Origin of the sequence: Mesorhizobium sp. M0862 (assembly GCF_040319795.1) — a bacterium.
In the GTDB taxonomy this organism is placed as follows: Bacteria; Pseudomonadota; Alphaproteobacteria; order Rhizobiales; family Rhizobiaceae; genus Mesorhizobium.
Window position 1 is genome coordinate 463,790 of the sequence record NZ_JAMYOJ010000002.1, and the last position, 13,708, is coordinate 477,497.

Annotated in this window: 13 protein-coding genes and 1 riboswitch; of the genes, 5 read left to right on the forward strand and 8 right to left on the reverse strand. The window is 63.9% G+C overall.

The annotated features are described in order from the left end of the window. From NKI15_RS04850 to NKI15_RS04885, 8 genes are all read right to left on the reverse strand, one after another. Positions 1 to 204: a hypothetical protein gene (locus NKI15_RS04850; RefSeq protein WP_023670820.1), complete on the reverse strand. Its 204-nt coding sequence runs from the start codon at positions 202 to 204 to the stop codon at positions 1 to 3. After that, positions 204 to 1,535, reverse strand: coding sequence for an NADH-quinone oxidoreductase subunit E (locus tag NKI15_RS04855; protein ID WP_023670821.1), 1,332 nt, complete (start codon positions 1,533 to 1,535; stop codon positions 204 to 206). The genes NKI15_RS04850 and NKI15_RS04855 overlap by 1 nt, the downstream gene beginning before the upstream one ends. Further along, positions 1,536 to 2,048 (reverse strand): DUF7674 family protein, encoded by a 513-nt coding sequence (locus tag NKI15_RS04860; protein WP_352514989.1) that lies wholly within the window; start codon positions 2,046 to 2,048, stop codon positions 1,536 to 1,538. Beyond that, complete coding sequence (locus tag NKI15_RS04865) at positions 2,048 to 3,238, reverse strand: NADH-quinone oxidoreductase subunit D (RefSeq protein WP_352514990.1); 1,191 nt, start codon at positions 3,236 to 3,238, stop codon at positions 2,048 to 2,050. Before NKI15_RS04865 ends, NKI15_RS04860 begins: the two co-directional genes overlap by 1 nt. A gap of 110 nt (positions 3,239 to 3,348) precedes the next feature. Beyond that, positions 3,349 to 3,630, reverse strand: a complete 282-nt coding sequence (locus NKI15_RS04870) for a four helix bundle protein (protein WP_352514991.1) — start codon at positions 3,628 to 3,630, stop codon at positions 3,349 to 3,351. Positions 3,631 to 3,713: 83 nt separating this feature from the next. Further along, entirely contained in the window at positions 3,714 to 4,316 is a 603-nt protein-coding gene (locus NKI15_RS04875) for an NADH-quinone oxidoreductase subunit C (RefSeq protein WP_023670823.1), read from the reverse strand. Between the two features lie 4 nt (positions 4,317 to 4,320). Beyond that, positions 4,321 to 4,902, reverse strand: coding sequence for a NuoB/complex I 20 kDa subunit family protein (locus NKI15_RS04880; RefSeq protein ID WP_023670824.1), 582 nt, complete (start codon positions 4,900 to 4,902; stop codon positions 4,321 to 4,323). Next, on the reverse strand, positions 4,893 to 5,258 hold the full coding sequence (locus tag NKI15_RS04885; protein ID WP_023670825.1) for an NADH-quinone oxidoreductase subunit A: 366 nt from the start codon (positions 5,256 to 5,258) through the stop codon (positions 4,893 to 4,895). Before NKI15_RS04885 ends, NKI15_RS04880 begins: the two co-directional genes overlap by 10 nt. 327 nt (positions 5,259 to 5,585) lie before the next feature. On the opposite strand from NKI15_RS04885, the gene NKI15_RS04890 reads away from it, so the two are divergent. From NKI15_RS04890 to cobG, 5 genes are all read left to right on the forward strand, one after another. Then, positions 5,586 to 6,788, forward strand: coding sequence for a winged helix-turn-helix domain-containing protein (locus NKI15_RS04890; RefSeq protein ID WP_352514992.1), 1,203 nt, complete (start codon positions 5,586 to 5,588; stop codon positions 6,786 to 6,788). Positions 6,789 to 6,817: 29 nt separating this feature from the next. Beyond that, positions 6,818 to 7,022: riboswitch (cobalamin riboswitch) on the forward strand. A 38-nt stretch (positions 7,023 to 7,060) separates the two neighbouring features. Then, positions 7,061 to 7,486, forward strand: a complete 426-nt coding sequence (locus NKI15_RS04895; protein ID WP_352460278.1) for a DUF1636 family protein — start codon at positions 7,061 to 7,063, stop codon at positions 7,484 to 7,486. A 2-nt stretch (positions 7,487 to 7,488) separates the two neighbouring features. Then, positions 7,489 to 8,541: a cobalamin biosynthesis protein CobW gene (gene cobW, locus NKI15_RS04900; protein WP_352514993.1), complete on the forward strand. Its 1,053-nt coding sequence runs from the start codon at positions 7,489 to 7,491 to the stop codon at positions 8,539 to 8,541. Between the two features lie 18 nt (positions 8,542 to 8,559). Further along, on the forward strand, positions 8,560 to 12,240 hold the full coding sequence (cobN, locus tag NKI15_RS04905; RefSeq protein WP_352885796.1) for a cobaltochelatase subunit CobN: 3,681 nt from the start codon (positions 8,560 to 8,562) through the stop codon (positions 12,238 to 12,240). After that, entirely contained in the window at positions 12,237 to 13,706 is a 1,470-nt protein-coding gene (cobG, locus tag NKI15_RS04910; protein ID WP_023706140.1) for a precorrin-3B synthase, read from the forward strand. Before cobN ends, cobG begins: the two co-directional genes overlap by 4 nt. Positions 13,707 to 13,708: the final 2 nt, after the last annotated feature.

Genomic DNA, 13,708 nt, shown 5'->3' on the forward strand with positions numbered 1-13,708 from the left:
TTACCTCTTTCCCCGCAAGACGATCGAGACCCACACCAGCACGCCTATGCCGGTCGCGGCCATCGATTCCAGGGTATCCGAAAACGGCAATTCGACGAGGCGCCGAAGCCCCTCCAGAAGGATGTTGGCAGCAGCGATGCAGACAACGCCGATGACAATGCTGCGCAGCGACAGCAAAGATCCGGTGCTTTGCGCTTCAGCCATCAACGTGGCTCCTTGCCGAAGACGCGGATGTATTCGGCGACGCCGCCCTTGGCGAGCGCCTTGGCCTGCTTGCCCCAGTCGTCGCGCTCGATGCGGCCCTGGAAAGCGAGATATCCATCCACCCAGTCGCGCTCGGCCTTATTCCAGGATGCGACCTGTGTGAAGGTGAAGATGCCAAGCGAATGAAGGATGCCCTCGATCTTCGGGCCAATGCCCGAGATCAGCTTGAGATCGTCGACCGCAGCCGGCCTGTCGATTCCGGCCGGACGGTTCTTGTCCTCGAGCGACGGCTTTGCGGGTCTGGCTGTCGGCGCCTTGACGGTCGGGGCCACCGGGGCGTTGGCCGCTGGCGCCTTGAATTCCGGAGCGATGAAGGCAGCTGCCGGCGTGGAGGTGGTCTTCGGGCCATTACGCTGCTTGGCGACCTTCTCGACTTCAGGCGCCGCGGTGTTGGCGTTGGCGGCCGAATGCAGGGGCGCCGGGACGCTCGCCGCTTTTTCCGCCGCCGGTGCAACCTTGGCCCTGGAGGGCGACTTCAACGCCGAGCTGGTTTCCGGCGCATCGGTTTTCGGTTTGCCGGCGTTGGATGGCGCGACCGGGGCGGCCGCTGCAGGAGCGGCAGGAGCCGGAACAGGCGCCGCAATGATTGCGTCGGGCGCCGCGTGGGCAGCCTTGCTCGCCGCCCTGGCTTCCTTGTCGCGCGTTGCTTTGAGGATCGCCTTTTCGCTCTTCAGCGTCGTCAGGCCAGGCGCCGGCTCCGAGCCGGTTCTGCCGTTTTGCGGTCCCGTGGGAACCGAGGCGCCCTTGCCCGCATCGTAAAGATCGATGATTTCGGCCAGCCGCTCGGGGGTGAGATCCTCGAACGTATCCTTGAAGACCATCACCATCGGCGCGTTGACGCAGGCGCCGAGGCATTCGACTTCCTCCCACGACAGTGTGCCCTTGTCGTTGGTGTGGAATTGGTCGTGATGGATTTTCGAGCGGCACACATCCATCAGCGCTTCCGAGCCGCGCAGCATGCAGGGCGTGGTGCCGCAGACCTGGATATGTGCGCGCGTGCCGACCGGATTGAGCTGGTACTGCGTGTAGAAGGTCGCGACTTCGAGGCCGCGAATGCGCGGCATGCCGAGCATGTCCGAAATCGTCTCGATCGCCGCCTTGGTGACCCAGCCTTCCTGCTCCTGCGCAATCATCAGCAAGGGAATGATCGCCGACTGCTCGCGGCCCTTCGGATATTTCTTGATCCATTGCTTCGCAACCGCCGCATTCGCCCGGTTGAAGGCGAAGGAGGCTGGCTGGACGCTTGCTTCTGCGAGACGGCGGACTGACATTTAGCGATCGGGCCCCTGCTCTGCTACGAGAGCTATTGCGGTTTCACATTCTTTCTGATGAGAAAACGGAATGCGTTCGGCAGATCGAGCAACACTCGCAAATCGCTCTGCGGGCAACATGTATTGCCACAGTCCCAGAACGGTTTGCCTTACTTGAGGCGAGATCCATGCCATGACCGCATCAGCGTCGATGTCATCGTCGAACAAGTGCTCGTAAAAAGCGACACCAGCCGCATTCCAAATCTGTTTGTTCGGGTGAACGGCAGCCCATTGGGCGAACCCGTGCATTCTACCCAGCTTGTCGACGTCATTGTCGCGGTGGGCAAGGCGCGTCTTGGGTAGCAGGGCAAAAAAGAAGTCATAGATCGAACAGTGCTGAGTCGAGTTGTAAGAAGCCTCTGCGAACTCGACCGGCAGCATGGCTTTTGCCAATTCGCGCCACCGCGGTAGGGCAGCGTCGGCATTCCCTCGAACACCGACCTGAGAGCGCACTGTAGGATTGGCTGCCGCCATCACCGATCAACCTCCCCGAAGACGATATCGAGGGAACCCAGGACGGCGGTGACGTCGGCCAGCATATGGCCGCGGCAGAGGAAATCCATGGCTTGCAGATGCGCGAAGCCGGGCGCGCGCAGCTTGCAGCGGTAGGGCTTGTTGGTGCCGTCGGAGACGAGATAGACGCCGAACTCGCCCTTCGGCGCCTCGACCGCGGCATAGACCTCGCCGGCCGGCACGCGGTAACCCTCAGTATAGAGCTTGAAATGATGGATCAGCGCTTCCATCGAGCGCTTCATCGCCTGGCGCCTGGGCGGCACCACCTTGCCGTCGAGGTTCGACACCGGCCCGGTGCTCTCCTTGCCGAGCAGAAGGTCGACGCACTGACGCATGATCTTGGCCGACTGGCGCATTTCTTCCATGCGCACGAGATAACGGTCGTAGCAGTCGCCGTTCTTGCCGATCGGGATGTCGAAATCCATCTCGGAATAGCATTCATAGGGCTGCGACTTGCGCAAATCCCAGGCAGCACCCGAGCCGCGCACCATGACGCCGGAAAAACCCCAGGCCCAGGCGTCGGCAAGCGACACGATACCGATATCGACATTGCGTTGCTTGAAGATGCGGTTGCCGGTAAGCAGCTTGTCGAGGTCGTCAAGCGACTTCAGGAACGGGTCGATCCACTTGCCGATGTCCTCGACCAGCTTCGCCGGCAGATCCTGGTGCACACCGCCCGGACGGAAATAGGCCGCGTGCATGCGCGAACCGGAAGCGCGCTCATAAAACACCATCAGCTTTTCGCGTTCGACGAAACCCCACAGCGGCGGCGTCAGCGCGCCGATATCCAGCGCCTGCGTCGTCACATTGAGGATGTGCGACATGATGCGGCTGAGCTCGGAATAGAGCACGCGGATCAACTGGCCGCGCTTCGGCACTTCGATGCCGAGCAACCGCTCGGTGGCGAGCGCGAAGGCATGCTCCTGGTTCATCGGTGCGCAATAATCGAGCCGGTCGAGATAGGGCACTGCCTGCAGATAGGTTTTGTGCTCAATCAGCTTTTCGGTGCCGCGATGCAGCAAGCCGATATGCGGATCGACGCGGTCGACCACTTCGCCGTCAAGCTCCAGCACAAGACGCAAAACACCGTGCGCCGCAGGGTGCTGCGGTCCGAAGTTGATGTTAAAGTTGCGGACGGAGGTTTCAGCCATTCTGGCGCCTCTGGCGAAGAGTCAGTAGTGAGTAGTGAGTAGTGATCATCAATCTCAATGCCTGCTTCATTCCGCCTGCTTGGCCTGCACCGTTCGGATAAGAGATCTCATCATTTTTCCAATCTCTTCGCATCGCAGCAGCAGCTCAATCTCATTGTGTTTCGCAGCAGGCCAACCCGACATGCCAGCAGTATGTGTGTCTCCAGTTCCTTCAACGAGCCTTGCGCCATGCGCAAAAATTGAACGAACGACCCTCTGTTCTCCCGACCGTATCCCTCCGCGACGTTCGCTGCGACCGAAACCGCCGATCGGCGCATCTGAGAGGTCATGCCGTAAATCTCATCCCTCGGAAACTCTTTGGTGAAACGGTAGCAATCCTCAGCAAGCGTCATCGCCGATTGCCCACCTTCAAGTCGCGATAAGATTCGATCCGTTGCTCCAAATCTTTTCCTACTGACTACTCACTACTTCCTACTCACTGTTTCGCCTTCTCATCGCCCGGCAGGACGTAGTCCGTCCCTTCCCATGGCGAAAGAAAATCGAAATTGCGGAATTCCTGCTTCAATTCCACCGGCTCGTAGATCACGCGCTTGGCTTCGTCGTCGTAGCGCACCTCGACGAAACCTGTCAGCGGGAAGTCCTTGCGCAGGGGATGGCCCTCGAAGCCGTAATCCGTGAGGATGCGGCGCAGGTCCGGATGGCCGGAGAACAGCACGCCATAGAGATCGTAGGCTTCGCGCTCATACCAGTCGGCGCCGGGATAGACAGCGGTGAGCGACGGCACCAGCGTCTCTTCGTCGGCCTGCACCTTGATGCGGATGCGCAAATTCTGCTTCGGCGACAGCAGATGATAGACGACATCGAAACGCTTGACGCGCGACGGGTAGTCGGCGCCGCAGATATCGATGATCGAAATGAACTGGCAGCCCGAATCGTCACGCAGGAAGCTTGTCACCTCGATCAGATTGTCTGTAGCAACCGAGATCGTCAGTTCGCCATAGGCAAGCACTGCATCGGTGACGCGGCCCGGCAGCTTTTCGCCGAGATAGGTCGACAGTTCGCTCAGGGATGCGGCCATGGGTCTACCGTTCGATCGTGCCGGTGCGGCGGATCTTCTTCTGCAGGAGAAGAATGCCGTAGAGCAGCGCTTCGGCGCTTGGCGGGCAGCCGGGCACATAGATGTCGACCGGCACGATGCGGTCGCAGCCGCGCACCACCGAATAGGAATAGTGATAATAGCCGCCGCCATTGGCGCAGGAGCCCATCGAGATGACGTAGCGCGGCTCCGGCATCTGGTCGTAGACCTTGCGCAAAGCCGGGGCCATCTTGTTGGTCAGCGTTCCCGCCACGATCATGATGTCGGACTGGCGCGGCGACGCGCGAGGAGCCACGCCAAACCTTTCAGAATCATAGCGCGGCATCGAGGTGTGGATCATCTCGACGGCACAGCAGGCTAGACCGAAGGTCATGAACATCAGCGAGCCGCTGCGTGCCCAGGTGATCAGCGCCTCGGTCGAGGTGACCAGAAAACCCTTGTCGGCCAGTTCATTGTTGATCTCGAGGAAGAACGGATCGTCGGAACCGACCGGACGTCCGGTATTGGGGTCGATCAGGCCTTTGGGCTTCGGCGCGACGAGCGTTCCGGAACTGTCGTTCAATCCCATTCCAGCGCTCCTTTTTTCCATTCATAGGCAAAGCCGATGGTCAGCACCGCCAAAAACACCATCATCGACCAGAAACCGAGCATGCCGATCTTCGAGAACGACACCGCCCACGGAAACAGGAAGGCCACTTCCAGATCGAAGATGATGAACAGGATTGACACCAGGTAGAAGCGGATGTCGAATTTCATCCGGGCATCGTCGAACGAGTTGAACCCGCACTCGTAGGCGGAAAGCTTCTCCGGATCGGGATTGCGATAAGCCACCAGGAACGGCGCGATGATAAGCGCCAGGCCTACAACCGCGGCCACGGCGATGAAGAGGACGATGGGCAGGTATGAACTGAGGAGTACGTTCATGCTCGGCTTTCCGTTGGCGGCCAATCCACTTTGATTACAGCAACCAACCCTAATGCGGAAGCGCGACAGTTTAACCGCTGAACCGTTTTAGGTGCCTTTGCTGCAACGCGGCGAGGGTTAGCGCACGGCTTTCAGCGAAGCAAGTCAAACCTTGTTCAAAAGACAGTGCTGGACGGCAGGCCGGGAAAAACTGGTCCGATCTCCTCCTGTTTGATTTCCTTCATCTTTCACTCCACTTTTGTCTCCTGACACATCTCCCGCCATTTGCCTGCTAGCATGACCGGAATCGCCGGCTAAAGTCGGGAAAATGGTTCGAGGCAAGACACTTTGACGAAGGACAAAATCTCACTCCCCGCGGCCAGGCGCATCGCGCTCGCCGCGCAAGGATTTCTCGATCCCCGCCCGGTCGGCACGCCCGATCGCCGCCACCTCGCCCGCGTGCTGTCGCGCACCGGCTTGCTGCAGATCGATTCCGTCAGCGCGGTGGTGCGCGCCCACTATATGCCGCTCTATTCGCGGCTTGGCCCCTACCCGCTGGCTTTGCTCGACAATGCGGCCATCACCCGCAAACGCACGGTGTTCGAATACTGGGCGCATGAGGCCTCGTTCCTGCCGGTCGAGACCTACCCGCTGATGCGCTGGCGCATGCAGCGGGCCGAGCAAGGCGACGAAATGTATCTCGGCCTCGCCAAATGGGGCCGCGAGCACGCCGCCTATATCGAAGAGATCTACCGCGCGGTCGCCGAGCGCGGCCCGATTGCCGCTTCGGCACTGGAAGGCCAGAAAGGTTCGGGCGGCTGGTGGGGCTGGAGCCACGCCAAGCACGCCTTCGAATGGCTGTTCTGGGTCGGACGCATCACCACGGCGCACCGCCGTGGCTTCGAGCGTTTCTACGACCTGCCCGAGCGCGTTCTGCCGCAGGCGATCCTCGATCTGCCGGTGCCGGCGGCCGAGGACGCGCACCGCGAATTGCTGCGCATTTCCGCCCGCGCCCACGGCATCGCGACGTCGGGTGACCTGCGCGATTATTTCCGCTTGTCGCCGGCCGACATGAAGGGCCGGTTGGAGGAACTGGTTGAGATGGGCGAGTTGCTGCCGGTAAACGTCGAAGGCTGGGACAAGCCGGCTTACCTCTATAGGGACGCCCGCCTGCCGCGAAAGATCGAGGCCCGCGCGCTACTGGCGCCCTTCGATCCGGTGGTCTTCGAGCGCTCGCGCACCGAGCGCCTGTTCGATTTCCACTACCGCATCGAGATCTACACCCCGGCTGACAAGCGCCAATATGGCTACTACGTGCTGCCCTTCCTGCTCGGCGACCGGATCGTCGCCCGCGTCGATCTCAAGGCCGACCGCCCGGCCAGCGTGCTGCGCGTCCACGCCGCCTACGCCGAACCCGGCGCGCCGCCGGAAACTGCCGCAGAGCTGTTCGAGGAATTGAAGCAGATGCAGGGCTGGCTTGGCCTTGAGCGCATCGAAGTGGCGCCGGCCGGCAATCTGGGGAAACCCCTGGCCGACATCGCCATGTCGTAGCAGCGCGTTGACACAACTCCCCGCAACAGCCTAAATCCGCTCCAGACGGTCCCCTGCCCGCAACGGCAAGGGCCAAGAGGGAATGCGGTGCGGGACGAAAATCCCAAATCCGCGGCTGTCCCCGCAACTGTAAGCGAAGAGCCAAGGCCGAAAGCCACTGGGTAACACCGGGAAGGCGGCTAACCAAGGCGATGACCCGCGAGCCAGGAGACCTGCCGTCTGAGACAAAGTATCCGATCGCCTGGCGGGTTTCCGGGCAAGGAGCACGGTTTTTGGACCAGAACAGCAGTTTTTCGGCTGGCACAGCGGACATTGCGTCCAGGGACAACGACGCCCTGACCGGCGTGACCGTCATCGTCTGCGCCTCCTGCCGCGATGAGACCGGTTCCGACGCCCATCCGCGCGCCGGCGAATTGCTGGCTGAGGACACACGCCGCGCCGCTGCCGGCGATATCCGGGTCCGCACCGCCGAATGTCTCGGCAATTGCAAGCGCCGCCTCAGCGCCGCGATCCTGCGCGATGGCTGCTGGAGCTATGTCTTCGGCGATCTGACCGCAACCAGCGGCGCCGACCTCGTTACCGGCGCAAAGCTCTTCGCGACTTCGGCCGACGGCCTCATCCCGTGGCGCGGCCGGCCCGATAGCCTCAAGCGCGGCCTCGTTGCCCGCATCCCACCCCTCGACATGCTGAAGGACTGACGATGAACGCTTCAAACCCGGCCGCCAACCTCTCCCGTGTTCCCTGCACTGTCGTTACAGGCTTCCTCGGCGCCGGCAAGACGACGCTGGTCCGCCATCTCCTGGAAAATGCCGGCGGCAAGCGCATCGCCATCATCGTCAACGAGTTCGGCGACATCGGCATCGACGGGGAAATCCTGAAAGGCTGCGGCATCGACACTTGCCCCGAGGAAAACATCGTCGAACTGGCCAATGGCTGCATCTGCTGTACAGTCGCCGACGATTTCGTGCCCGCCCTCGACAAGATCCTCGCGCTGACACCGAGGGTCGACCACATCCTGATCGAGACCTCGGGCCTCGCTCTGCCCAAGCCGCTGGTCCAGGCGTTCCAGTGGCCGAGCGTGAAGAGCCGGGTAACCGTCGACGGTGTCATCGCCGTGGTAGACGGCCCGGCGCTGGCCGAAGGCCGCGTCGCCAACGACATGGACGCTTTGCAGGCACAGCGCGCTCAGGACGAGACGCTCGACCACGACGATCCGGTCGAAGAAGTCTTCGAGGACCAGATCGCCTGCGCCGATTTGATCATCCTGTCGAAGAGCGATCTAATGGACGCCCCCGGTTCGGCCCGCGCCAACGCCATCATCAATGAACATTCCGCCCGCGCCGTGAAGATCGTGCCGACCGCACATGGCAAGCTCGATCCCTCGGTGCTGCTCGGCCTCGGCCTCGCCGTCGAGGACGACATCGAGAACCGCAAATCGCACCATGACGGCGCCTTCGACCACGAGCATGACGATTTCGACACCTTCATCGTCGACATCCCCTCGATCACCAACCCGGACGAACTGGCCAAGCGCGTCGCCACGGTTGCCGAGGAACAGAATGTGCTGCGTGTGAAAGGCTTCGTCGATGTCGGCGGCAAGCCGATGCGGCTTTTGCTGCAGGCCGTCGGCCCGCGCGTCAATCATTACTATGACCGCGCCTGGGCGGCTGAGGACGACCGCCGCTCGCGTCTTGTCGTCATTGGCCTGAAAGGACTGAACCGCCCGGCGATCGAGCGTATACTCGCCGGCTGATCCAAACCACGAGCCGAAATGCATATACTCACCACCACATCCGCCTCGCTCGACGATCTCGCCGAGCCCGTCGATCTCGGGCAGACGCCGGCGGATATCGTGGCGCTGTCCTTCACCGACAGCGACCTCGCCGGCCTCGCGGCGGCGTGGAAGGCCGATGCCGCCCGCCTGCCGTCGATGCGGCTGGCGGCGCTGCGCGACCTGCGCCATCCCATGTCCGTGGACCTCTGGATCGACAGCGTCGCCCGCCAGGCCAAGGTGATCTTGGTGCGCATCCTCGGCGGCTATGACTGGTGGCGCTATGGCTGCGACCAACTCGCGGTGACTGCTCGCGAACGTGGCATCAAGCTGGCGCTGCTGCCTGGTGAAAGCCATGACGAGGACCTCAGGCTGATCGAAGCCTCGACGCTGCCCCGCGCGGAGCTGGACGGCCTGCTGGGCTATTTCCGCGAGGGCGGGCCGGAGAATATGACAGCGCTGATGCAAAGATTGGCGGGGCTGGCGGGACGGGATGCGGCTTCGGCTGACCCGGTTAGCGTGCCGAAAGCTGGTTACTACGAGCCAGGTCGCGGCGTGGTGGGCAAGTTGGATTTGGCCAATGTCGGCGTTCCTTCACACCCCCCTCTGTCCTGCCGGACATCTCCCCCGCAAGGGGGGAGATCAGCCGTCACCAAAGCCGGCTCCTCTTCGGCCCCGTTGAACAGGAAGCTGTCTGGGTCATCTAAGATTGGCGAAACCGTTGACGACAGATCAATCTCCCCCCTTGCGGGGGAGATGTCCGGCAGGACAGAGGGGGGTGGGCGGGAACTCGGCGCAGACAACATCAACTCTCCCATCATCCCCATCCTCTTCTACCGCTCGATGCTGCTGGCCGCCGATGTCGCGCCAATCGATGCCCTCTTTGATGCACTCCGCCAGCGCGGCATGAGACCGGTCCCGATCTTCGTCTCCAGCCTGAAGGACCCGACGTCGCTGGCCTTCGTCGAGACCGCGCTCGCCTCGCTCAACCCCGCCGCCATCATCACTTCAACCGCCTTCGCATCCGGCGCCGAACCCGGCGTCCAAACCCTGTTCGACCGGGCCTGCGTGCCGGTCTTCCAGGTCATCGTCGCCACCACCCGCCGCGACGTCTGGGACAACAACCAGCGCGGCCTGGCGCCGGCCGACCTTGCCATGCATGTCGTGCTGCCCGAACTCGACGGCCGCATCCTGGCCGGCGCGATTTCCTTCAAGGGCGAGAGCGAGACCGACCCGGCGCTCGGCCACCGCGCCTTAGCGAACCGCCCGGAACCGGATCGCGTTGCGCAAGTGGCGGAGCGTGTCGCGGCGTTCATCAAGCTGCAGCAGACGCCCCGCGCGACGCGTAAGTTGGCGATCCTCATTCCGGACTATCCGAGCGCGCCCGGCCGCACTGGCTATGCAGTGGGCCTGGATGTGCCGTCCAGCGTGCTGGCCATGCTGCATGACCTGAAGGAGCAGGGCTATCGGGTTGAAGGGATTCCGCAAACGCCGCGTGAGTTGCTGGACGCGTTGGAGCGGAGAGGCGATGGGCTGGGGTTGGAGGAGTATCTGGACTTCTCAAAGGATTTGCCGGCTGACGCACTGGCTGCAGTCGAGGCGGCATGGGGCGCCCCTTCACCCTCCCCCTTGTGGGGAGGGTCGGTTCGCGACATTCGCGAAGCGGATGGCGCGAAACGGGGTGGGGGTAGCGGTGCACCACCCCCACCCGGCCCTGCGGGCCACCCTCCCCACAAGTGGGAGGGTAAGAGCGGCTTCCCCTTCCGCGCCGCCACCTTCGGCAACATCACTGTCGCTCTCGCCCCCGACCGTGGCCGCTCGGCCGACCGCCGCGCCGATTACCACGACCCGACGCTCCCTCCCCGCCACGACCTCATCGCCTTCGGCCTGTGGCTGCGCAAATCGCTCCGCATCCATGCTCTCATCCATGTCGGCGCTCATGGCACGCTGGAATGGCTGCCCGGCAAGACGGTAGCGCTCTCACAAAACTGCTTCCCCGAGATCGTCACCGGCTCGTTGCCCGTCATTTACCCCTTCATCGTCTCCAATCCCGGCGAAGCGGCGCAGGCGAAGCGGCGTATCGCCGCCGTCACGCTTGGCCATCTGCCGCCGCCGCTGACCGGTGCCGGCCTAGACGAAGGGCAGCACAAGCTCGAACGCCTCGTCGACGAATATGCCCAGGCCGACGGCCTCGACCGCCGCCGCCGCGATCGTCTGGCCAAGCTGATCGTCGACACGGCGCAAAAGACCGGCTTCGCCTCCGAAGCCGGCGTCGCCGGAACCGATGCGCCCGACGAGGCGCTGCGCCGCATCGACGCCTGGCTCTGCGACCTCAAGGATTTCGCCATCAAGGACGGCCTGCATATTTACGGCCGCGCGCCAGACGACGAACCCGACGCCATGCGCCGGCAAAGCGCCGAAGCCGAGAAGGCCGCGCTGCTGGCGGCGCTCGACGGCCGCCACGTCAAGGCCGGCCCGGCCGGGGCGCCTGCGCGTGGCCGCTCCGACGTGCTGCCCACCGGCCGCAATCTCTTCACCTCCGATCCGCGCACCATGCCGACGCCGACCGCCTATGATCTGGGCCGATCGGCGGCGGAAGAGGTCGTGCGCGGCTATATGCAGTCACATGGCGACTGGCCGCGTTCTCTGGTCATCGACCTCTGGGGCTCGGCCTCGCTGCGCACCGGGGGCGAGGAGATCGCGCAAGGCCTGGCGCTGATGGGCTGCCGGCCGCAATGGGACAGTGCCACCGGCCGCATCACCGGCATCGAGGTGCTGCCGCCGGCCACGCTCGGCCGTCCGCGCATCGATGTCACCTGGCGGATTTCCGGCCTGTTCCGCGACATGTTCCCGACCCAGATCGCGCTGATCGACGCCGCTGCCAACGCCGTTGCCGCGCGCGACGAGGACGATTCGGAAAACCCGCTCGCCGCCAGAACCCGTGCCGATGGCAAGATCGGCCCGCGCATCTTCGGCACCTCGCCCGGCCCCGACGGTGCCGGCGTCGAGGACCTGCTGTCCAGTGGCGACTGGGCCGCGCGCGAAGAGATCGGCCGCGCCTATCTCGATGCGACGTCGCATGCCTATGGCGGCGCCAAGAGCGAAGGCATCGCTTCCCCCGGTGCCTTCGAGACCCGCGTCGCCGAGGCCGATCTTCTCGTCCACACCGGTGACGACCCCGGCCGCGATATACTTGAAGGCTCCGCCGACGTCGCTTTCATCGGCGGTTTTTCGGCGGCGCTGGCGGCACTGGGCCGCAATGCCGACGTGATCGTGCTCGACACCACGGATCCGCAGAAGCCCAAGCCGCGCTCGGTCGGCGAGGCTGTGTCGCGCGTGGTGCGCGCCCGCGCCGTTAATGCGCGCTTTATAGCCGCCCAGATGCGGCATGGTCCGCGCGGCGCTTCCGAGTTTGCCGAAACCGTCGACCGCCTCATCAGCTTTGCCGAAACCACGCACGCCATTTCGGGCGCGTTGATCGAGGCCGTGCATGACGCCTATGTCGGCGATCCCGATGTCCGCGCCTTCATCCTGCGTGAAAATCCGGCCGCTGCCAAAGTCATCGCCGAGCGCTTCCTGTCGGCGCGCCGGCGCGGTCTCTGGCATCCCTTGCGCAACTCGGTCGACGACGATCTCGCGGCGCTGATCGCCGAGGCCGAGGCGCTCGGGGTCGCGGCATGAACGCCTTCTCGCGCCGCGGCGCCTGTCCGACTCTCTCGGCGCCGATGCAGACCGGCGATGGCCTGCTGGTGCGGCTCAACCCGGTTGCTGGAGGGCTTTCCCCCAAGTCGCTGATCGGACTCTGCGAATCCGCCTTGAAGCGCGGCAACGGCATCATGGAAGTGACCGCGCGCGGCAGCCTGCAGATACGCGGGCTGACGGCGGAAAGTGCGGTGCTGTTGGCGGCGGAGGTCGATGCACTGGGGATTGCAGTGCGTACCGGCGTGCCGGTCGAGACCGGGCCGCTGGCTGGCATCGATCCGCGGGAGATTGCCGATCCGCGATCTTTGGCTGAGCGGGTCAGGGCTGCGGTCGAGGAAGCTGGGCTGACGCCAAGGCTAGGGCCGAAGGTTTCGGTGGTTGTCGATGGCGGCGGGCAGTTGACGATGGATGGGGTGACGGCTGATGTCAGGCTGAAGGCGGTGCGGGTGGGCGCAGGAATTCAGTGGCTGGTGTCTGTCGCGGGTGATGGACAGAATGCGAAGCCGCTCGCGACGGTCGACGCGGATGCCGCACGCGACATTGCCCTTGCAGTGCTTCGGATGGTTGCCGAAAAGGGCCGTGAGGCGCATGCAAGGGATCTGTCGGAGAGGCAATTGGCCTCTCTCGCAAGCTGGCACTCCGTCGCGCCCCCCTCTGTCCTGCCGGACATCTCCCCCTCAAGGGGGGAGATCAGCAGGGTCGCCGGCGGCTCTCCACTTTCGACGCTGAAAATTGGCGAAATCGCCCACGAAGACGCAATCTCCCCCCTTGAGGGGGAGATGTCCGGCAGGACAGAGGGGGGTGTTCGCCGGCCTATCGGTCTTTTCCCCTTATCCAACGACACCACCGCTCTCGGCATAGCCCTCCCCTTCGGCAGCATGCCGGCCGAAAAACTCATCGCCCTCGCCCAAAGCGCCCTGTCCCTCGGCACCGCCGAAATCCGCCTCGCCCCCGGCCGCGCCTTGCTGTTCCTCGGCCAACCGTCGTCCGCAAACCACCCCCTGCGAGCCACCGCCGCCGCCCTCGGCTTCGTCACCACCGCCGCCGACCCGCGCACCCGCATCGCCGCCTGCCCCGGCACTCCTGCCTGCGCATCCGGACAAATCGCCACGCGCGACATCGCCGAGACAATCGCCGCCGAAATGACCGATAGTCTCGACTTCACACTGCACATTTCCAGCTGCGCCAAGGGCTGCGCGCACCCCGGTCCGGCGGCGCTGACATTGGTCGGCGGCGAAAACGGAGCCGGACTTGTCGTGAACGCGACGGCAAAGGCCCTTCCTGCGGGCTACAGGCCGGGCTATGACGCCGCGCGCGGCATCGTTCGCGTCGCAGCGATGGTCCGCAGCGCTCGATATCCAGGTGAAACCGCCGCCGCCTGCCTGACAAGGCTCGGACCGGCGGCAATCGCCAAGGCTTACCGACAAACTGAACAACGGAAATGAGC